Origin of the sequence: Streptomyces cucumeris (assembly GCF_024295805.1) — a bacterium.
Taxonomy (GTDB): domain Bacteria; phylum Actinomycetota; class Actinomycetes; order Streptomycetales; family Streptomycetaceae; genus Streptomyces; species Streptomyces cucumeris.
This window is the reverse complement of record NZ_JANCLX010000003.1, coordinates 252,185-272,712: the sequence shown is the minus strand read 5'-3', so window position 1 is coordinate 272,712 and position 20,528 is coordinate 252,185. Positions and strand designations below refer to the sequence as shown.

Here is a 20,528-nt window from a genome sequence, read left to right as displayed (position 1 = left end):
TGAGGAATGGGGGATGGGATGGGGCCCGGTGGGTGTCAGCGGGCGGCGGGGCTCCGGGTGCCGGCGGTGAGGAGGGTGGCGACGGCGGTCAGGGCCAGAAGGACAGCCGTGCCGGTGTAGAGGGATACGGCCGTTCGCAGGCCGTAGTGGTTGGTCAGCAGCCCGGCGATGACCGCGGGCACGCTCATGGCCAGGTAGCTGAGGACGTAGTACGCGGTGAGGGTTCCGGCCCGCTCGCCGGGGGCGGCCGGTGGCAGCAGCAGCCGCAGGGCGCCCTGGGCGACGGCACCGAACGCGGCGCCCGCCAGCACGGTGCCGGTGAACAGCGCGGACAGACTGTGCAGATACGGGGCGCTCAGCGTCAGCAGGGCCGCGGGGACCAGGGCCGCCGCGCCCGCGACGCTCACCGCCCGGGCGGGCAGCGCCCGTACGGCGACGATGGCGACGGCGGCGCCCGCGGTCAGGGCGAAGAAGACCAGACCGGCGGTGGAACGCGAGAGCTGCGGGGAGACCAGGCGCGCCAGGGAGGGGCCGAGCGAGGAGTAGAAACCACCGAGCGCCCAGGCGGCGATGACACCGGGTGCGGTGACCAGAAAGGCTCGGCGGGAGGCAGCCGCGACGACGACGCGGGGGCGCAGTGAGCGCCATGCGCCCGGGCGCGGCCCGGCGGTCTCGGCGGTGCGGGCGACGGCGGCGGCCTGCACGACGAACAGCAGGAGCAGCAGGACATAGACGGTGTGTGTGGGAGCGGGGAACCACCGCACGAGCGCGGTCGCGGCCAGCACCCCGGCCGCCATACCGGAGACGGGGGTGAGGCTGTTGGCGAGCGCGGCCCGGCCGGGGTGGCCGGGGTCCTCGAAGTCGAGCAGGGCGGCGCCCGCGGCGCCGGTGGCCACTCCGGTGGCCAGCCCCTGGAGGACACGGGCGGCTATGAGCGCCGCCGATCCCTGTGCGGTGGCGAGCGCGGCCATGGAGGCGGCCTCGGTGAGCAGCGCCCCGGCGAGCACCGGGCGACGGCCGAGGTGGTCCGAGAGCCGCCCGGCCGTCAGCAGCGCCATGAGCAGGGCGAGCGCGTAGGCGCTGAAGACGACGGTGACGGTGAGGGCGGACAGTTGCCATTCGGCCTGGTAGAGGGCGTACAGCGGGGTCGGTGCGCTGGAGGCGGCCAGCAGGCCGACGAGAACGGACGCGTGGAGGGCGAAGGCGGCACCCCGGCCGAGGGGCCGGCGGGCGCGGGGGTGCGGGCGGGAGTGGGGGTGGGGACAGGACGGCCGGGCTGCGGCGAGAGACATGGCACTTCCGAGGGCTTAAGGCTAAGTGTTTGCCATAAGCACCATAGCCGGGTCGCGACCACTAAAGCAAACGATTCGCTTTTAGGGTGCGGGAGTGAGTCAGGGCCGGTCGAGCGCCGCCCGCACCAGACGGTCGGTGTAGGCGGTCGACAGGTCCGAGGGGCGGAACAGGATGCGGTACATCAGCGGCGCCACCACGACGTCCAGCAGCGTCTCCACCTCGGGAACCGCCTCGCCCCGTCCGGCCGCGCGGACGCCGATGGCTTTGAGCTGCTCCGCCGCGTAGTCCGAACAGCGGGCGGCGTTGCCCTGCTCCGGGTCGCCCAACAGCGCGTCGCGGATGTAGACGCGCCCCACCGGCGAGGACATCTCCTCCGCGAACTGCTCGGTCCACGCCTCGAGATCCGCCCGCAGACTGCCGTGATCGGCCGGTGGCGCGTCGGGGCGCAGTCGTTCCACGGCCACGTCGGACAGCAGCTCCCGCAGATCGCCCCAGCGCCGGTAGATCGTGGACGGGGTGACTCCCGCGCGGGCGGCGATCAGCGGCACGGTGAGCGCCTCACGGCCCTGCTCGGCCTCCAGGTCGCGCACGGCCTGGTGCACGGACTGCTGGACACGGGCGCTGCGCCCACCGGGGCGCGCGGTGGCTCGAGGACTCATCTCTCCAGCCTAACGCAAAGGAATTGCGAACGGAGATCTGAGCGTGAGCCCGGGTCCCGGCGTTCCCTCCGGACCCCGGGCCCGGCGCCCCGAGGCAGCCGCAACCGGTCTCGGCCGAAGTGGGCTGCCGGGGCGCGGAGTCGTGCGCCTCGTGGTCGCTATTCGACCCGAACAGCGCCGCAGCACCGTGGCTTTATCGCCAAACCAGCAGGTCGCATAGGGTGACCACGTCCTGGATCACACAGGGTCCGGGATCCCGGAAACGGTCTGTGCGTTGGACCGTTGGGCCTACGAACGAGGAGCGCGACCCCATGGCTGCCACACTGGACGAGACCACCCGAGCCTGGCTCGACGAACCGAGGTTCTGGCAGGTGGCCACCCTGAATCCGGACGGGTCACCGCAGTTGACACCGATGTGGGCCGAACTGGACGACGGTCTGATAGTGATCAACACCTCGGCCGGCCGGGTCAAGGAGGAGAATCTGCGGCGTGACCCCCGGGTGTCCCTGTGCTGTATGGACACCGAGAACCCGTATCACCGGGTGGAGATCCGGGGCCATGCCGTCCGCTTCGTCGAGGGAGAACCGGCCGTGCGTGTCATGGACCGGCTCGCGCAGAAGTACCTCGGCACGGAGACGTTCCCCTGGCTGATCCCCGGTGAGGTGCGGGTGGCGGTCTATATCGAGCCGCGCCACGTCCACCGTGTCGTCGGCGTCGAGAAGTTCCGCCCCGGAGTGCTGCCGGAGGAGTGAGGGTGCCGGACCCGGAACCGCGGAAACCGCGTGCCGGGCAGCACACGCACCGGCGTACGCCCCCCGGTTCCGGGTCCGTGGGGCTCAACTCGTGGCGTAGCGCGGTTCTTACGGCGGGCGGGTAGTAGCTTGCCGGGGAAGCCGGGCGGAAGGTCCACGGACGTCCTCGACCGAGGTCCGCTCGCCCCCGTGCAGTGTCCCGTGTTCGCGTTACGCAGCCATCGAGCAGGAGAGCGCATTGGCCACCACAGCCCCGCAAGGCGTCCCCGTCCCGTCATCCGGGCCCGGTGCCGCGCCACTGCCCCCGGAGCTCGATCCGGCGGCCCTCGCCCGGTGGCGCGCGTCCTCGGGGGCCGTGGTCGACCTGCTCGCCCTGGCGCGTGAACTCGGCGGGGTCAGTGCGGTACGACTCGGGCCGCGCCCCACGGTGCTGGTCACCGACCCGGGGGCGGTCCAGCACGTCCTGGCCCTTCACCCCGACCGTTATGTCAAGCGTTCCCACCGGGCCCGCGTACTCGTCGGTGACGGGGTGCTCGCGGCCACCGGGGAACCGTGGAAGCGCCAGCGGCGCCTGCTCCAGGCCGAGTTCACCGGGGCCGGGATCCGCCGCTACGAGCAGCGGATCACCGACGCGGCGCGCCGCACCGCCGACCGCTGGGCGGAGTGCGCCCGCACCGGCACCCCGACCGACGTCGGTGAGGACATGCGCTTCTTCGCCCTGGACACCATCTGGCGCTCCCTCACCGGCCATCCCCTCGACGAGGCCACGAACCGTGAACTCGGCGCCATCCACACGGTGGGAGCCACCCTTCCGGCCACCCCTTCGGCATCGGCCGATGTGGCGGAACTGCGCGCCACCGTGGCCGCGGACCTCGCCAGGATCGACGCCGTCGCCGCACACGCCATCGCCGCCGCCCGCCGGGGAGAGGCGGGCCCGGAGGGCCCCGGTCTGCTGCGCGTCCTGGTGGAGGCGGGGGAGACCCGGCCCGAATACACCGATCAGCTCATCCGCGATGAGCTGGTCACCCTGCTCGCCGCCGGTCATGAGACCACGGCCAACACCCTGTCGTGGCTCTATCTGCTGCTCGACCGCCACCCCGAGGCCCGCCGCTGGGCGCTGGACGCGGGGGCCGCGGGCTCGCCCGAGCGCGAGACGGCGCTGCGGGCTCTGGCCTCGGAGACCCTGCGGCTGTATCCGCCCGCATGGCTGATCCCCCGTCATGCCACGGAGGACGACACCCTCGCCGGCTACCGGGTCGAGGCCGGTACCGACATCTTCGTCTGCCCGTACCTCACCCACCGCGACCCGGAGCTGTGGCCCGAGCCCGAGCACTTCGACCCCGAGCGGTTCACCGCCCCCGACGAAGGCCGCCGCTCGTCGCGGCACGGTGCGTACTACCCGTACGGCATCGGTGCGCGGGCCTGCCTGGGTACGCAGTTCGCCGTGCGTGAGATGGCCGTGCTCCTGGAACACCTGCTGCCCGCCTTCGTCCCCTCCTTCGACGCCGCGCCGACCTCCCCCGTCTTCGGATTCACCGTCCGCCCCGACGGTCCGATGCGCGCCACCATCACTGCCGTGTAGCGGCACGGTGGCGTGGGTGGGGGGTCAGCGGAGGATCAGGGCAGCGGTGAGGAACCGCTCGGCCTCGTCAGCGGTCCACTTCCCGTAGGAGCCTCTCGACTGCGTCAGGGAGTGGCGGAGGCACTGGGCTGCCGCGTCAAGAGAGGGGCCGTCCCCGTCGGCGGCGTCGGCATCCTGACATATGGTCAGGAGACAGCACGCCCCGAGGATGTGACAGCGACGTGGGCGGGGGCGGCGGCCGCTCCTTCCGGCCACCGGACCGCCGCCCATCCCGCCCACCTTCCGCCGCGCCGTCAGGCCCCCGTGGCCCCGCCCGGCGGGATGGGCCAGACCGGGGCCAGGGCCCCGAGCAGTGACTTGTGGTGGAAGCGTACGAGGCCGGGTATCGCGTCGAGGACGGCGATCAGCCGCTCGCCACCGACGGTGGCCGCGTGGGACTCCAGCTCCTCGAAGACCATGACGCCGTCGCGGAGCGCCCCGCGCAACTCCTCGAGGAACGCCAGGTCCTGGGTCCGCACCTCCTCGCAGACCGTTCGCAGTGCCGACCAGGTGGACTCGTCCACGGCTGCGGGGTCGCCGTCGACGGACCGGTAGGCGGTCCGGAAGTCCTCCGCGAAACGAGCCGCCGCGACGGCGTCGGGCTCGGACATGGTCCGGGTGAGCACATCGCCGAGGTCGCGGTCGAGACCCCGCGGCGCGGCGAGAGCGGTGGTCAGCGCCCACAGCATGGGCAGTTCCTCCGTCAGCACGGCCTGGTAGTAGCTGCCCAGGAAGCGCTGGTGCGCGTTGGAGGCGTACTGCACCTTCAGGGCGTTGAGCCCCTCCGGGTCCTCCCCGCGGGTCATCGCCCGCGTCAGGAAACCCCAGTCGTTGGCGAGGGCGTTGGACATCGCGGTGAGCAGGTGCAGCAGCCGGACCCAGCAGCGGTAGAGCTCGTCCAGCGACACCTCGACGGGGCCGTGGCCCGGGGGTACGGCGGTGCCGCGCTGGTCGCCGAGGCGCGGGCGGCGGACGGCGCCGATGCGGTACATCGCGAGCATCGCCTCGATCTCGCTGTTCTCGTGGTGCAGTACGGCCCGGTACTCGGTGGTGGCGTCCAGGCCGATATTCTCGGTGAGGATGCGCGGACCGCCGGGGTGGAGGTGGAGGAACTCCGTGAGGTCGTAGACCGCATCGTCGATGATCATCCACTGCCCGGTCCCGGGGGTGGTGTGCCGCGCCACCTCCGAGACGTCGTACACCGCGTCCTCGGCCGCGGACGGGGTCCATGAGCTGAACACGTCCTGGAGGTAGCGGCCTTCGGCCACCAGGCGGCGCAGTACGTTCTCCGACTGCTCACCGGGGCCGGAGAAGCGGGCGGCGACCTGGTTGAGCGCCGTCATGACGCTCCCGGCGAACTCGGCGCGCCCGCACACGTAGAAGTGTGCCCCCTGCCCGCCGTCCTCCTCGCCGCGCATCAGGCCCCACAGGGTCCGCTGGGCCTCCGGGTCGCCGGCGAGGACTTCGTGCAGGCGTCCGGCGGGTGTGTCGACGTTACGGACCGGCTCACCGAATCCCGCGCGCACACCGCCGTCCTCGGCGGAGAAGGCGGCGTAGAGGGCGAGTGTGCCCTCCGCCACCGCCGAGCGGATCTCGGGCTCACCATAGATATGGCGATGCGTACGGGTGCCGAGGAACAGCCAGTTGGGCCCGGCCGCGGGGTCGGTCCGGCGGTGTGCGAGGAAGCTCAGGAAGGGGGAGACGCCCACCCCGGCGGCAAACATCACGACGGGGCGGGAGGCGTCCCGCGGCAGGCCGAACCGGCTGGGCCGCACCAGTCGCAGCGGGACCTCCTCGGTTTCCGGCCCCGCCGCCGGGGACCCCGAGGTGAGGTAGCCGGACGCGGTCCCCAGGAGTTCGGCCTCCGGTCCGCGCGGGCTGTCGTCGTCGGCCCGGTGGCTCAGCCGCGCGACGGTCAGCCGGACCTCGTCGGACATCTCGCCGGTGCCATCGGTGCCATGTGCCGGGGCCGAGGAGACCGAGTACATACGGAAGTCCTCCGGTGGCATGATCCGGGCCAGCGCCCACTCCTCCCGGACGTCCGCGGTCAGCAGCCGGTGGAGGGGGTGGCCTTCCTCGCGCAGTACGGCCAGCGCGTCGGACAGCTCCCACCGGTCCAGCCCGCGGCTCCCGATGACGGCCCGCAGGGCCTGGGATCCGGTGATCTCCAGCAGTGCCCCGGCCAGATCGGCGGTCAGCGGACGAAGCCTGGCGTACGACAGGAAGGTCCGCAGCGGCAGGGTGTCCGTGGCCAGCGGATGCCGGGCGCGGTAACGGACCGCCTCCCGCCATGTGGTGGTCAGCGGTACCTCCTCCTCGCCGGTGGCGCCCAGTGCCTCCAGGGTGGCCCGGACGGTCTCCGGCCGGTTGGTGGGCAGTACGCCGCACCGGTCACCGGGACGGTAGAGGGCGCCGGTCCCGGAGGCGTCCAGCACCACGTGGGTGACGTCGCCTTCCTCGGCGGCCGGTGTCCGGCTGCTGATGCGCGCGTGCTGAACGTGCGGCGGCAGCTCCCGGTAGCGTTCCAGCCGGGTCTCCTCCAGGATCTCGTCGAGGGTCTTCCATTGCTGCTCCTTGAAGCCGCCGACGATGCCCGTGATGGTCTTGGCCCTGCCGACCTTGAACGCCAGCTCCAGGAAGCCGTAGACCTTCATCCGGTGGGTGCCGAGATAGCCCTTCTTACCGGCGTAGGCGTCGAACAGCGTGGAGAAGAGGTTCTGCAGACGCCGGTCACCGCTCGCGGCGACGTAGTCGCGCACCGAGACCTCCTCCACCGCCTCGATGAAGGCGATGTGGTGGGGCGGGAACCACGTCCGCAGCTCCGCCACCTCCTTGCCGAGGCGGGACTCCTTGTGCTTCCGGCCGAGGAACGCGTCCATGAGGTGGAAGACCGGGGAGGCCTCGCCGCCCGGTCCCGCGGTGCCGTCCTTGATCGGCACGGCCAGCGGGGCGACGGTGTACGCCCACACCACCTGGTCGACATGGGTCGCCGACAGCGGGTTGGGGTCGACCTTCCGGAACGACAGCTCGGTGATGTCGCGCCAGATCCGCAGCATCAGCGTCAGCTCGGCGGTGAGGGCGTCACGGTCGTCTCGCGCCACGGCCTCCTGGGCGCGCACCACCGAGGCGATGAGGGGTGCCGACCGGGCGAGGATCTCGACCTGTGCCAGGTAGAAACGTTTCTCCTCGCGGTTGTCCACACTCGGTACGAGCAAGTCCATGTTCTCGACCCGATGGGGGTCCGGCAGACTGTCGTCGCGCAGCGCGTGGTTGTAGATGATGAGGTCGCCGTACGACATATGTGGTTCGCGACGGCCGAGACGTTCGCTGATCTGCGCCCAGGGCACGGCGATCGAGGGCGGCAGCCCGCCGTCCGGCAGCACCTCCACACGCACGAACGCGTGGGCGAAGACGCTCATGGCCACCGATGCCCGCCATACGAACGCGTCGGGCAGGTCGTCCGGACCGGCGCCGAGCACCGGCATGTCGCGCAGTGTCTGACGAAGCGTCACCGTACGCCAGAGCTCCGGCATACGCGCGATCACCTCGTCCCACGCCCGGTGGCTCGCCGGGAAGGACCGCACGGTGGGGAGCTTGGGCACGAAACCGGCCGAGACGGAGAGGAAGCCCTTCAACTCGTGGCCGTGCGCCGCGTTGTACTCCTCGGCGGACTCCAGCACACGCCTGCTCGGCACCACGGGGTCGCCGGTGGCGCGGATGCTCTCGGGCGGCGTCGGGTGGATACGGGAATCGGTCATCGTGCGACTACTCTCCGGTGGCGTGCCGAGGGGCGGTACGGAGCGGGACATCGGGCCACCCACGCACCTTGGGGGGCGAGAAGGTGGCCGGACCGGTCCGTCCGGCGGCTTCGAGGGCCTTCATGGAGGAGAGAGCGGCGCTCACTCAGGGCGGTTGTCCGCGGGGTGGAGAACCAGGATTCGCCCCGAATCGGCGGTGCGAGGGCAACCGGCACGACGCGGTTGCCCTCGCCCCCGGCCGGGCCGTCAGCGGGTCTGCGTGTGCGCTGGCAGCGTGACGGGTGGTGTGCTCCTGGTGGAACTCCGCCCTCTGGCCACGTTCAGCTCCATGCGACAACCGGCCCATGGCCGGGCGGGGTTGGGGCTCGGAAACCAGGTGCGGACGGTCGGCGGGGTGGTGTGTGATCGGGGGTATGGCGATGGGGTTGGGCACGCCGGGAGTCGACGGGCTGAGCGAGGCCGTGGGTGTGCTGCGGGGGTGGCAGGACGACGGAGCGCCGACGCAGTTGCATCAGGGGGACCTGGGCTGGTTCTGGCGGTCGGGCGCGGAGGCCACCGCCGCGGCGGTCAGGACGTGGAGCCGGGGTGGACGGACGCTCGCCGTGGGGCTGCTGGACGGCCCCGGGCTGTTGCGGCTGGCGATCGCGCCCGACGCGCAGCGGGACGAGGAGCTGGCACATCAGGTGGTCCAGGACGTGATCGAGCCGGAGCGCGGTGTACTGCCCCCGGGGAAGGTGAACGTCGAGGCGCCGATGGGCTCGCTGGTCCACGATCTGCTGTGCGAGGCCGGCTGGGGCGCCGACGAGCCGTGGACGCCGCTGCGCCGCGACCTCACGGAGCCGGTGCGCGACCCGGGTGTGCGGATCGAGGTGGCCGGGCCGGAACGGGCGCACGCGTTCGTGGCCGTCCACCGGGCGGCGTTCGACGGATCGAGGTTCACCGACGAGGGCTGGCACGCGATGGCGGCCGGAGCGCCGTTCGCCGACGCCCGGTGTCTGGTCGCGTACGACGACCAGGACACCGCGGTGGCGACGGTGGCGGTGTGGTCGGCCGGTCCGGGCAGGCCCGGGTTGCTCGAACCGATGGGTGTGCACCGGGACCATCGCCGCCGCGGCCTCGGCGAGGCGATCTCCGTGGCCGCGGCGGCGGCGCTCCGGGAGCTGGGCTCGTCGAGCGCGATCGTCTCCACCCCGAGCGCCAATGTCGGTGCCGTCGCCACCTATGAGGCAGCGGGGTTCCAGCGGTGCCCCGAGACCCGGGACCGGGTCCGGGACACCCGCACGGGCGGCGGCTAGTCGCGCATGACCTCGGGTTCGTGCCGGCGCAGCAGGCGGGTCACGGCGAAGCCGCAGAGCAGGCCGAGTGCCAGGAGTACGCCGAGGTCGACGGCCCACTGGGTGACGCTGTGGGCCCACAGCGGGTCGATGTCATCCGGCTTGTCGAGGTTCCAGGGCGGCATGGTGTGCCCGAGGTCGAGGGTGGTTCCGGCGCCCGCCACCGCCCAGCGGGCGGGCATCAGCCAGCCGATCTGCTCGATACCGGGGGAGTTGAACAGCTTGAAGAGGACACCGGTGAAGACGACCTGGACGACGGCGAACATCACCAGTAGCGGCATGGTCTTCTCGGGGGTCCGCACCAGCGCGGAGATGACCAGACCGAACATCATGCAGGTGAAGCCCAGTGCGCAGACCGTCGCACAGACCTCGACGGCCGTGGGCATGAGCAGCCCCCGGGCGGGGAGCTGGTGGACGGAGAAGCCGATCGCGCAGATGACGACGCCCTGCACGGCGGTGATCAGACCGAGGACGATCACCTTCGACATCAGATAGGCGGACCGGGACAGACCCGTGGCCCGTTCCCGTTCGTAGATCACCCGTTCTTTGATCAATTCACGGACGGAGTTGGCCGCGCCGGAGAAACACATCCCGACGACGAGCACCAGCAGGATGGTCCCGGCCTCCTGGTTGTAGCGGAACCTGCTGTCGGGCGGGGGAGGGGCGAGTCCGTACATGGCCGGGATCAGACAGCTCACCCCGCCCAGTACGGCCGGGACCAGCATCATCAGCGCCATGAAGCCCTTGTCGGAAGCGATCACCGACAGATAGCGGCGGATCAGGGTCCACAACTGACCGCCCCAGCGCTGTGGTTTGGGCTGCCGGACCCGTGCGGCCGGCTGCGGCGTGCGGGCGCCCGGCTGCTGCGCCGGTACGGCCGCGTCGATCTCGGCGACGCACCGGTCGTACTGCCGGGAGGTGCGCCAGCGCCCGCCCCAGTCGTCCTCGCGGTGGTTCTCGAAGGCGGAGAAGACATCCGCCCAGCTGTGGTGGCCGAAGAAGTCCAGCGCGTCGGCCGGCGGGCCGAAGTACGCCACGGAGCCGCCGGGCGCCATGACCAGCACCCGGTCGCAGAGGGACAGTTCGGCGACGGAGTGGGTCACCACCAGGACGGTGCGGCCGTCGTCGGCGAGTCCCCGGAGCAGCTGCATGACATCGCGGTCCAGGCCCGGGTCGAGCCCGGAGGTGGGCTCGTCGAGGAAGAGCAGCGAGGGTTTGGTCAGCAGCTCCAGCGCGACGGACACCCGCTTGCGCTGGCCACCCGAGAGCGAGGCGACCCTCTTGTCCCGGTGGACATCGAGTTTCAGCTCCTGGAGCACCTCGTCGATCCGGGCGCTGCGCTCGGCGGCCTTGGTGTCCCCGGGGAAGCGGAGCCGCGCGGCGTACTTCAGGGCGGTGTCGACGGTCAGTTCCTTGTGCAGGATGTCGTCCTGCGGAACGAGGCCGATCCGGCGGCGCAACTCGGCGAACTGCGTGTAGAGGTCGCGGTGGTCGTAGAGGACGTTGCCGCGGTCGGCGGGCCGGTAGCCGGTGAGCGCGCGCAGGAGCGTGGACTTCCCGGAGCCCGACGGCCCGATCACCGCCACCAGCGACTTCTCCGGGACGCCGAAGGAGACGTCGTCCAGGATGGTCTTGCCGCGTCCGACGGTCACCGTCAGGCTCCGGGCGGCGAAGGAGACCTCACCGGTGTCGACGAACTCCTCCAGCCGGTCCCCGACGAGACGGAAGGTGGAGTGGCCGACACCGACGATGTCGTCCGGGCCGATGACCTGGCGGGACACGGGTTGCCCGTTGACGTAGGTGCCGTTGTGGCTGCCGAGGTCGACGATCTCGTAGCGCCCGCCGGGCAGGGGCTGGAACTCCGCGTGGTGGCGGGAGACGTACGGACCCTCCACCACGAGTTCGTTCTCCGGTGCGCGGCCGATGCGCAGCCGCTGTCCCAGGGAGAGCCGGTGGACGCCGGAGGGGTCCCGGTCGAAGGAGAGGGCCGCGGCGGCGCCACGGGGGCCGTGCGCGTCCCCGTCGGGCCGGTGGGGGGCCTGGTCGCTGGGCGTGCCCGCGAGGGCCCCGACGAACGCGGCACTGGTGAGGTCGGCCGCGTGGGGGTGGCGGACGGGCCGGAACGAGCCGTCGCCGGGGGCCGCCTCGTGTTCGTACTCGTGCTCGTGCTCGGGGCCGGGTCCGGGGCCGGTGGCCACGCCGGGCCATGGATCGCGCGGTGGCCGCGCGCCGGAGGCCGCCGGGGCCGGGGCCCTTCGGGGGGCTGCCGGTCCTGACGCCGAGGGGCCGGAGGAGGCGGAGGGGACGGACGGGTCCGAGGCGCCTGGGCCGGTGGCGGGGGCGGCATCGGCCGCCGTACCGCCCGGGGCCGTCCGCCCCGCTGACGATGACGCTTTCGCCGGGGCCCCTGCCACCGGGGCCGCGCCACCCGACGCCGCGCGCGCCGGGCCGCCGTTCACCGCCGCCGGGCCCCCGGTGAAGTCCAGCCGCGTACCGGTGGTGACGTCTCCCAGCCGGACGATCGAACCGTGGCCGATCTCGATCCGCTGGATACGGCGTCCCTCGGCGAACGTGCCGTTCGCACTGCCGAGGTCCTCGATGACCCATGTCCCGGCGTCGCAGCGGATCGTCACATGCCGCCGGGAGACCCGGCGGTCGATGAACGAGATGTCGGCCTGGTGGTCGCGCCCGATGGTGTAACTCCGGGACGCGTCCAGGGTCCAGGTGCGTCCATTGGCATGCAGTTCGAGTTCCGGCACGTCTGCCCCCAGTCGATCGTGTGCACCGAGGCCGGCCGCGCGAGGAGCGACGCCGGCCCGGACGGGTCCTGCGGTTCCGGCCTGGGCCCGGACGGCCCCGGGGCCGACGGACGTCATGTGGTGTTCCGTGCGCGGTCCACGGCCCGGAGGCGGCCGGTGCGATCGTCGGGCCTGCAATGGACGTGTTCGTCGGGGGTCACGGCGGTGTGTCCTCGTGGGGTCGGTCAGCCGGGGTGCGGCCCTGACCGGGTGCGCCGGTGCGCATGGTCATGGCCGGACTGGAAGAGGGTGTGGGGCGCACGGAGGTTGCGTGTCCTGGCGTCCGGTCGGAGATCGTCCGCCTGCTAACGGGGCGCGTTAGTGAGGCGTTAGCGGTGCGGCAGCGGTACGGCAGCCGAACGCCAGCGGGGCCGGACAGTCTTGAGACGTACCGCAGGACGACCGCACGGCCACCGCAGCACCGCCCACACGACCCGCAGGGGGAACCACCGATGTCGATCTCCACCGTCAACGCCCGCACCGTCCGAACCGCTGTCGCCAGCGTGACGCTGATGGCCGCCGCTCTGACCCTCGCGGCGTGCAACAACGACGACGCGGGTGGCGTGAAGCGCTCCGGCTCCGCCGAGAGTTCGGCCGCCGCCGAGACCGGTTCCGACTCCAAGGGCGGCGACAAGCAGGACACGACGGCCGGGGGCGGCGCCGACGCCGGTGCCCAGGAGGGCGGCAAGAACGGATCCGGTGGCAAGATCGGCACTTGTGATCCCAGCAAGGTGACGATGACGGCCTCCAAGGTCTCCCGGCCGATCAACCACCTGCTGCTGAAGGCGACCAACAACTCCGGCGTCACGTGTGACCTGCCGGGTTTCCCGGCGCTGCGGTTCGATGACGCGCAGGCGGCCACTCCGGTCATCGAGGAGAGCAAGCCGCAGGCCGTGGTCTCCCTGGCGCCGGGCAAGTCGGGCTACGCGGGCATCCTCACCTCCAGCGCCGACGGTTCGGGCAGCGAGGCTACGAAGGTCAGCGAGCTGAGCGTGTACCTCGAGGGCAAGGACTCCGCCACCTCCGTCTCGCTGCCCGGCGGCTCGGTCTACATCGACAGCAGCGCGAAGGTCACCTACTGGCAGAGCGAGAGCGCCAACGCCCTCGACTGATCAGCGACGGGCGGCATCCGCCCGTCCCACGGACCCGGGCAGCCGACTCCCCTGCGGCTGCCCGCTGACCGACGGCCCCCGGCACCCCCGCGGGGGCCGTTCCGTCATGCCACCCCCTGACGGCCGACGACCGTGGCACACCGGGCCGTTACCCCGGTCACCGGTCACGGTCACCGGCCACCGACCGCCCCGCTTCACCGCGCCAGATCGGCAGCCCTGGTGGCGCGGCGCGCGAAGACGTCCTCCCGGCGTTCCTCCATCTGCCGCAGCGCCTCCTTGCGGTCCCGCTTGGAGAGCCGGGAGAGGTACAGATGGCCGTCGAGATGGTCGGCCTCATGCTGCAGACACCGGGCGAAGTACCCCGTCCCCTCGATGACCAGAGGGTTGCCGTCCTTGTCGAACCCCCGGGCCACCGTCCGGTCGGTGCGCGGGACCGACATGGTCGCCCCCGGCACGGACAGACAGCCCTCGGCATCGTCGACGAGCCGTCGGCCGGCCGGATCGGGCAGCTCCAGAACCGGGTTGATGAGGTGGCCGACATGCCGGACCCCCGCGTCGTCCGGGCAGTCGTACACGAACAGCCTCAGATCCACACCGACCTGGTTGGCGGCGAGACCGGCGCCGTCGGCCACGTACATGGTCAGGAACATGTCCTCGATCAGTGTCGACAACTCGGCCGTTCCGAACGAGGTCACCTCCCGGCACGGACGGCTCAGCACCTCCTCGCCCACCACCGTGACCCTGCGTACCGAGCCCCTCTCCGCCTCCGGTGCCCGTCTCGGATAGGTGTCGACCGGACCACCCTGCACGCGGACCCGGCGATCGGCGGGCCGGGGCCGCTCCTGATGAACAGACATGGTCGTCTCCCCTTGTGCGGGCCTCTGGTGGTGAACTCCTGGTTGCGAACTCCTTTGCAAAGTAGCAGACTTTGCAAAGTGACTGACGATGATCTCAAGGCCGCGGACCGCCGGACGGCCGGCGGCGGCGGCGAACTGCGTGAGCACGAAGTCCGTACGGCCCTGCTGGAGCTGCTCGCCGAAGTCGGCACCGTGACGGCCACGGAAGCCGCGGCCCGGCTGGGCCACAGCTCCGGCCTCTGCTCATTCCATCTGCGCCAGCTCGCGCGCCACGGATATATCGAGGAGGCCCCGCACCACGGGGGCCGCGCACGTCCCTGGCGTCTGAGGCGGAACCCCGCTGCGGCCGGAGCGGCCGCCGCCGAGTCCTTCGGCGACTTGGCACGAGGGCTGGAGGACGAGAGCTGGCAGCGATGGCTGACCCAGCGGGACCAGGCACCGGCCGCATGGCGCCATGACGAGGCCTTCAGCGCCGTCGCCTACCTCACGCCGGAGGAGATGAGCCGCGTCGCCGACGGGATCCGGCGGATGCTCGCGCCCTACCGGGACCGCGAGGAACGGCCGCTGTCCCGGCCCGAGGGGGCGCGGCCGGTAGCCCTCATCACACGGCTGTTCCCCCTGCTCCCCGACTCCGCGGACGGCCCGGACCAGGACTGAACGCCGGGCCGCCTGAACGCCGCCGTCAGGCCCCGGCCGTGAGCTGGTCGCCGAGCGCGCTGCGCCGGTAGAGGACCTGCCGTCCGTCGCGTGCCCGGGTGACCAGACCCGCGGCGTGGAGTACGCGCAGATGCTGGGAGACGGCACTCGGGGTCACCCGGAGGCGGCGGGCCATCTCGACCGTGGGCAGCGGCTCTTCGAGGAGACCGAGCAGCCTGGCCCGGGGCGCGCCGATCAGGGACACCAGGGCGGTCGCATGGGCGGTCGGCGCCGGTTCCCACAGGGTGGCGACACCACGGCTCGGATAGACGAGCCGTGGTGGCACCTCCGGGCTGACCGGGGGTGCGGGCTTGTGCGCGAACACCGAGGGCAGGAGCAGCAGTCCCTTGCCGGCCGCCGCGACTCGGTGGCTGCTGATCATCTTGTCGATGGACAGGGTCCCGTCCCGCCAGCGCAGGTTCGGGTGCATATCGGCGAACAGCAGCCGGGCCCCGCCCAGGGCGAGTTGCCGGGCGCGGTAGGTCATGTCGGCTTCCAGGACCAGTCGCATCTGGGGCCACATCGGCTCGAGGGCCGTCTCCCAGTACCGGCGCAGGAGTTCGCAGATCGCGTCGCGGAGTCCGGCGACGGGACCGTCGCCCTCGGTGGCGGTGTGCAGGGCCCCGGGGAGCGGGTCGGGTGCGTGCGCGAGGATCAGATCGTGGCGGACCCGGGCGGGCGGTGTCCGGCGGACGACGGCGAGCTGTTCCTCGAAGTCCGGTGCGAAACCGGCCGGATGGGGCGTGAGGAAGTCGGGGAGGGTGCGCCGCTGCGCCACCAGGGACATCAGCAGTTCCGTGTCGAGCGCGCCGAGCCCGCCCAGAACGGATCTGCGCCAGGGGAGGTGCAGCGCGGACAGCCCGGGATCCTGCAACACCCGCAGACTGAGCAGGGTTTCATGGAGGGGGGAGAGGGCGAACCGGGTGTTCGCGAGATCCTCGACATCGAGCACGAAGCTGATCATTAAGCCGTACGCTACATCGATTGGCGTCACAGCGCCGGTGCCGTGCACTTCGGTCCATGACCCGTCGGCTGCTGCTGCTCCTCTCCCTCACCTGTGCCATGGCGGTGGGCAACATCTACTTCCCCCAGGCCATCACCCCGCTCCTCGCCACCGGACTGGGGGTGTCACCCGACGCCACCGCCCTGGTGGTGACCGCCACCCAGATCGGCTACACGGCCGGGATCGTCCTGCTGGTGCCGCTCGGCGACCGGATACCGCACCGCCGCTTCCTCGTCACCCTCCTCGTCCTCACCGGGCTGGCCCTGCTCGCCGCGGGCTGCGCACCGGCGCTGACACCGCTCGTCGCGGCCGGTGCCGCCGTCGGCCTGACCACGGTGGCCGCGCAGGTGGTCGGCCCGCTCGCGGTCGGTCTGGTGGCCCCCGACCGCCAGGGCGCGGTCATCGGCGCCCTGCTGAGCGGATCCACCGGGGGCATGCTCCTGGCCCGCACCTTCAGCGGAACGCTCGGCGAATGGCTGGGCTGGCGGGCCCCCTACCTGGTGGCCGCGGCCCTGACCCTGCTGCTCTCCGCCGTCCTGGCCCTCACGGTCCCGGCCGCGCCCCCGGCCGCCCCCCGGCAGTCCTACCCCGCGCTCCTGGCCGAACCGCTGCGCCTGCTGCGCACCGAGCCGGAGCTGCGCCGCTCCTGTCTGTACCAGGCCACCGTCTTCGCCGGGTTCTCTGCCGTCTGGACCTGTCTGGCGTTCCTGCTGTCCGGTCCGGCCTACGAGCTGGGCGCCCGGGCCGTCGGAGCGCTGGCCCTGGTCGGTGCGGCGACCATGCTCTGCACCCCGTTCGCCGGGCGTCTGGTGGACCGCCGCGGGCCGGACCCGGTGAACCTCATCTGCCTGCTCGGCGTCCTGGCCGCGGCGGCGGTCCTCGCCGTGGGCGCACGCGGCGGTACGACGGGGCTGGCCGCCCTGACCCTCGGCACACTGCTCCTCGATGTCGCGATGCAGTCCGGGATGGTGGCCAATCAGGCCCGGGTCTACGCCCTGCGTCCCGATGCCCGCAACAGACTCAACACCGCCTATATGACCTGTGCCTATCTGGGCGGCAGCGCCGGGTCATGGCTCGGTGTCCGGGCCTGGGGCCGGACCGGCTGGGCGGGGGTGTGCGCGCTCGTCGCGCTGTTGGCCACGGTCGCGCTGATCCGCCACCTCCTGGCGCCGCGCCGCCGGGCGCGGCGGCCGGGAAGCGACCGCCTTGGCAGCGGCAACAGCGCGGACGTCACAGCTTCAGCGCGATGAGCATGGCGAGGAAGAGGAGGATCTCTGCGAACAGTCCAGCGAGCAGACCCAGACGGAGCATTTTTGGGTAGACCACCGTTCCTGTGAGGGGTCGGCGAGTGTTCGCCGCGGCCTCGGGGGCCCATCAGAAGGGCCTGTGCGTTCAGCGTAGGAAGCGGGGGAGAGGGCGGGCATCAGGGGTTCTCCCTAACCGGCTGCGCGATCATCGATCGGGTGCGGCCGAGGCGATCGCTCCGTGCCTGAAGTGTCACTCCCCGTAGTGCGCGCGGCCCTGCCCGCCGTGGGCCCTCCTGGCCGCGGCTCTTTGCCGGTGCCGCCGCGCGGACCCGGACGAGCCGCTGGTGGAACGCGAGCTCCCGGTCGGCGAGTTGGTGCCGGGCGCTGAAGGACGACGGCGCCGTTCCGGCGCCCGAGGACATGACCGCGCGCCGAGGCGCGCTCGCGAACGCCTATGGTGACGGTCGGGTAACTCCCGCACGGCTAGGGGGGCTCCCCCTTCACGCCAGCCACACAGAGCGTGCAAGATTCCTCCTACCTCGGTATACCTGCGCCGGGGCAAAGAGGAGAATCTTCAGTGAAGTCAAGAAAATTGAGCCGGACGCGGAGCCGGGTCACGATACTCACGGCGGCGGCCGCCTCGGTCGTCGCGGGGGCGGCTCTGCTGCCCAGCTGGAGCGCGGGCGCGTCCACCACGAACGAGCCCGAGGTGGACGCCAAGACCAAGGCCACCTTCCAGCGCCTGGCCGACGCGGTCTTCACCGACCGCACCAACGCGCTGCTCGACAAGCCGGGCCAGAAGAAGGGGCCGCTGACCGACGGCTTCTCGGGCAAGGTCGCGCTCTCCTCCGGGAGCGCCCGCACCGAGGGCAGCGCCCTGGGTCAGCTCGGCGACCGCAAGGACCGTCTCGCGAAGTACGGCGAGAAGTACAGCTCCGGCGGCACCACCGTCACGCTGGACCGCACCCGGGTCAAGGGCAGCAAGGCCGTCGTCACGGTGACGGAGACCACGAAGCTGGAGTACAAGAAGGTCCGCGGCGACGAGCCGAAGACGACCGGCTTCCAGGCGCACCACAAGCTGACCTTCCGGGCCAACGAGGACGGCGAGTGGCGGCTGACCGCCATCCGCGAGACCGACGACAGCTACCTGGCCGTCAACCAGACGGTCAAGCCGAAGGTGGCCACCGTCGCCGCCGACGGCAACATGCCGTCGGCCCCCCGCGCCGCGACCACCCGGCCCGCGCCCGCCAAGCCGAAGAACCTCAGCTCCGGTACCTACAACTACAAGGCGATGGCCACGTACGCGGAGAAGTACTGGAGCAACTACAACCCGGCCTACCCGAACTTCAACGGGCACGGCGCGGGCGGTGACTGCACCAACTTCGTCAGCCAGTCCCTCAAGGCGGGCGGCTGGAAGCACAAGCCCGGCTATGTGTACGACTACACCAAGTGGTTCGGCAACGCCGACATCCAGTCGGACTCGTTCGTCGGTGTCAACGAGTGGTCGTGGTTCGCGCTGAACTCCAAGCGCGTCACCAGCCTCGCCAACGTCTACCAGATGGACGTCGGCGATGTGCTCCAGGTGGACTTCGACAAGGACGGGTCCAAGGACCACACCATGATCGTCACGTACCGCAGCCCGCAGGGCGTTCCGTACCTGACGTACCACTCGACCAACACCTACCGCCGGTCGGTGGCGAGCGTCATCGCGTCGTACCCGAACGCCGCGTACTACGCCTACCGCACCTGATCCGCGTCATCCGCACGACCCACCGCCCGGAACCACTGCTCCGGGCGGCGGGCCCGCGTATCGCCGTCGTCCGCGTCAGGTCCGCGCCTCGCTAGCGGCCGAGCACCGCTCCATAGGCCAGCGGGTCGGCTGAGGCGGGCAGCCCGAGGGAGTTCGGGGTGACGACCGAACCGCCCGCCGCCGCGCCGGGCAGGTCCCAGACACCGCCCGCGGCGGAGTTCTCGCCGGGTGCGGCGACGGACAGGTCCGGTACGCCGTCACCGTTGTGATCGCCCGTGGCGAGCGCCGCGCCGAAGGTGTCGCCCGCCTGTGCGACGCCCAGGACGCCGGGTGAGTTCTGCTGGTACGCGACCGCGTCGGCGGCGCCCCGCGCGTCCAGGATGCCCTTCGTTCCGCCCTTGAGGATGGTGACGCTGCCCGCCCGCGCCGCGGTGCCGATGGCCTCGCCGGGAGCGCCCGCGACGAGGTCGTCCTTTCCGTCCCCGTCGACGTCCGCGGCGGTGAGGGCGCTGCCGAAGTCATCGCCGGTCTCGGCGGCACCGGGGACGCCCGGGGTGTCCTGGTTGAGCGTCTGCCCCTCCCATACGGGCTCGCGGCCGTCCCCGTAGTGGATGTGGATGCCGCCACCCCTGGCGAGCTCCTCCGGGCCGCACGGGTCGTCGATGTTCTCGTCGGCGATCTCGCGGCAGTTGCCGAGGGCGAGGTCGTCGTGGCCGTCCCCGTTGAAGTCCCCCGCGGCGAGGGCGTCGGCGGCGCTGTTGTCACTGCTCCAGCTCAGGCCGAACCTGTGCTCCTCCGTGCGGTAGTGGAAGAGCTGCACATGGGACTGGGTGTAGGGCTGGTTGCGGGTGTAGAAGGCGACGGCGAGCTCGGGGCGGCCGTCGGAGTCGAAGTCGCCGGTCGTCATGACCGGGGCGCGGCCGCCCATGCGGTCGCCCATGAGGGGCTCGGTCCGGTCGGCGAGCGGGTTGTAGTTGGCGACGACCCGGTCCTTGCCGCCGATCGCCAGGTCGATATCGGTGTCACCGGTGAAGTCGGCCGCGGCGAGGGCGTTTCCGTAGGCGGCCCGGGACGTCTCCCCGCGGGCCGCGGTGTTGGCCTCGCCGAAGCCGTCGGGGCCGCCGTACAGGACCGTGACGGACCCGGCGTCCGTCGCGGCGCCGATGTCCTCGCCGGGAGCACCGATCACGAGGTCGGCGTAGGCGTCGTCGTCGATGTGCGCGGAGACCACGGAGCCCCCGAAGCGGTCACCGGCCTCCGGAGTGCCCGGCACCTCGGCCGTGGACTGCGCGATACGCACGGTGCCGTGCGGTCCGGGGCCGTTGGCACCGCCGAACACGACGCTCACATATCCGGCCTTCGCCTTGCCGCCGACGGTGGCGCTGGGCACGCCGACGGCCAGGTCGGCGTAGCCGTCGCCGTTGAAGTCACTGGTGACCGGCGCGTCGGCGGGGGCCGCTGCGGCGGTCACCGCGAACGGAAGGGTGAGGCCGGTGGCGGCCAGGACGGTCGCGGTGGCGGCGACGGCGAGGGTGCGTGCACGGAGGGGCAACGGAGCTCCAACTCGTCAGGTGGGCGGCGGGAGTCCAGGTGTCCGCCGCGCTGATTCACCTGTGTGACATCTGGCCCCGGACAGGGGTTGCCCCGC

General features: G+C 71.9%; 14 protein-coding genes. 7 read left to right on the top strand and 7 right to left on the bottom strand.

The features are described from left to right. Window positions 1–35: 35 nt before the first annotated feature. Entirely contained in the window at window positions 36–1,292 is a 1,257-nt protein-coding gene (locus NMK44_RS06350) for an MFS transporter (RefSeq protein WP_254739151.1), read from the bottom strand. A gap of 99 nt (window positions 1,293–1,391) precedes the next feature. Continuing rightward, window positions 1,392–1,952 (bottom strand): TetR/AcrR family transcriptional regulator, encoded by a 561-nt coding sequence (locus NMK44_RS06345; RefSeq protein WP_254739149.1) that lies wholly within the window; start codon window positions 1,950–1,952, stop codon window positions 1,392–1,394. Window positions 1,953–2,263: 311 nt separating this feature from the next. Between NMK44_RS06345 and NMK44_RS06340 the strand changes: the two genes are divergently transcribed. Both NMK44_RS06340 and NMK44_RS06335 read left to right on the top strand, forming a co-directional pair. Then, window positions 2,264–2,704, top strand: coding sequence for a PPOX class F420-dependent oxidoreductase (locus NMK44_RS06340; protein ID WP_254739147.1), 441 nt, complete (start codon window positions 2,264–2,266; stop codon window positions 2,702–2,704). Between the two features lie 238 nt (window positions 2,705–2,942). Next, window positions 2,943–4,286, top strand: coding sequence for a cytochrome P450 (locus NMK44_RS06335; protein ID WP_374215239.1), 1,344 nt, complete (start codon window positions 2,943–2,945; stop codon window positions 4,284–4,286). A gap of 293 nt (window positions 4,287–4,579) precedes the next feature. On the opposite strand, the gene NMK44_RS06330 is transcribed toward NMK44_RS06335, so the two are convergent. Further along, the gene (locus NMK44_RS06330) at window positions 4,580–8,083 is read right to left on the bottom strand and encodes a cytochrome b5 domain-containing protein (RefSeq protein ID WP_254739145.1); all 3,504 of its coding nucleotides are present in this window, start codon (window positions 8,081–8,083) and stop codon (window positions 4,580–4,582) included. 413 nt (window positions 8,084–8,496) lie between these two features. Here NMK44_RS06330 and NMK44_RS06325 point away from each other — a divergent pair, with 413 nt between their 5' ends. Then, the gene (locus tag NMK44_RS06325; protein ID WP_254739143.1) at window positions 8,497–9,378 is read left to right on the top strand and encodes a GNAT family N-acetyltransferase; all 882 of its coding nucleotides are present in this window, start codon (window positions 8,497–8,499) and stop codon (window positions 9,376–9,378) included. Here the strand turns inward: NMK44_RS06325 and NMK44_RS06320 are convergent. Further along, window positions 9,375–12,176, bottom strand: a complete 2,802-nt coding sequence (locus NMK44_RS06320; RefSeq protein WP_254739141.1) for an FHA domain-containing protein — start codon at window positions 12,174–12,176, stop codon at window positions 9,375–9,377. The two genes, NMK44_RS06325 and NMK44_RS06320, sit on opposite strands and share 4 nt — an antisense overlap. Before the next feature lie 491 nt (window positions 12,177–12,667). Between NMK44_RS06320 and NMK44_RS06315 the strand changes: the two genes are divergently transcribed. Next, window positions 12,668–13,327 carry a DUF4232 domain-containing protein gene (locus NMK44_RS06315; protein ID WP_254739139.1) on the top strand — a complete coding sequence of 220 codons (660 nt, stop codon included), beginning with the start codon at window positions 12,668–12,670 and terminating at the stop codon, window positions 13,325–13,327. 194 nt (window positions 13,328–13,521) lie between these two features. Here the strand turns inward: NMK44_RS06315 and def are convergent, their stop codons facing one another. After that, on the bottom strand, window positions 13,522–14,184 hold the full coding sequence (def, locus tag NMK44_RS06310; RefSeq protein WP_254739137.1) for a peptide deformylase: 663 nt from the start codon (window positions 14,182–14,184) through the stop codon (window positions 13,522–13,524). A gap of 78 nt (window positions 14,185–14,262) precedes the next feature. On the opposite strand from def, the gene NMK44_RS06305 reads away from it, so the two are divergent. Then, a complete protein-coding gene (locus NMK44_RS06305) occupies window positions 14,263–14,841 on the top strand; it encodes a winged helix-turn-helix transcriptional regulator (protein ID WP_254739135.1) in 579 nt (192 codons plus the stop codon). Window positions 14,842–14,866: 25 nt separating this feature from the next. Here the strand turns inward: NMK44_RS06305 and NMK44_RS06300 are convergent, their stop codons facing one another. Then, window positions 14,867–15,844: an ArsR/SmtB family transcription factor gene (locus NMK44_RS06300; RefSeq protein WP_254739133.1), complete on the bottom strand. Its 978-nt coding sequence runs from the start codon at window positions 15,842–15,844 to the stop codon at window positions 14,867–14,869. Window positions 15,845–15,900: 56 nt separating this feature from the next. Here NMK44_RS06300 and NMK44_RS06295 point away from each other — a divergent pair, with 56 nt between their 5' ends. After that, window positions 15,901–17,133: an MFS transporter gene (locus tag NMK44_RS06295; protein WP_254739131.1), complete on the top strand. Its 1,233-nt coding sequence runs from the start codon at window positions 15,901–15,903 to the stop codon at window positions 17,131–17,133. Between the two features lie 589 nt (window positions 17,134–17,722). Next, on the top strand, window positions 17,723–18,880 hold the full coding sequence (locus NMK44_RS06290) for an amidase domain-containing protein (RefSeq protein WP_254739129.1): 1,158 nt from the start codon (window positions 17,723–17,725) through the stop codon (window positions 18,878–18,880). A 91-nt stretch (window positions 18,881–18,971) separates the two neighbouring features. Here the strand turns inward: NMK44_RS06290 and NMK44_RS06285 are convergent, their stop codons facing one another. Next, on the bottom strand, window positions 18,972–20,432 hold the full coding sequence (locus NMK44_RS06285) for an FG-GAP-like repeat-containing protein (RefSeq protein WP_254739127.1): 1,461 nt from the start codon (window positions 20,430–20,432) through the stop codon (window positions 18,972–18,974). Window positions 20,433–20,528 lie beyond the last annotated feature (96 nt).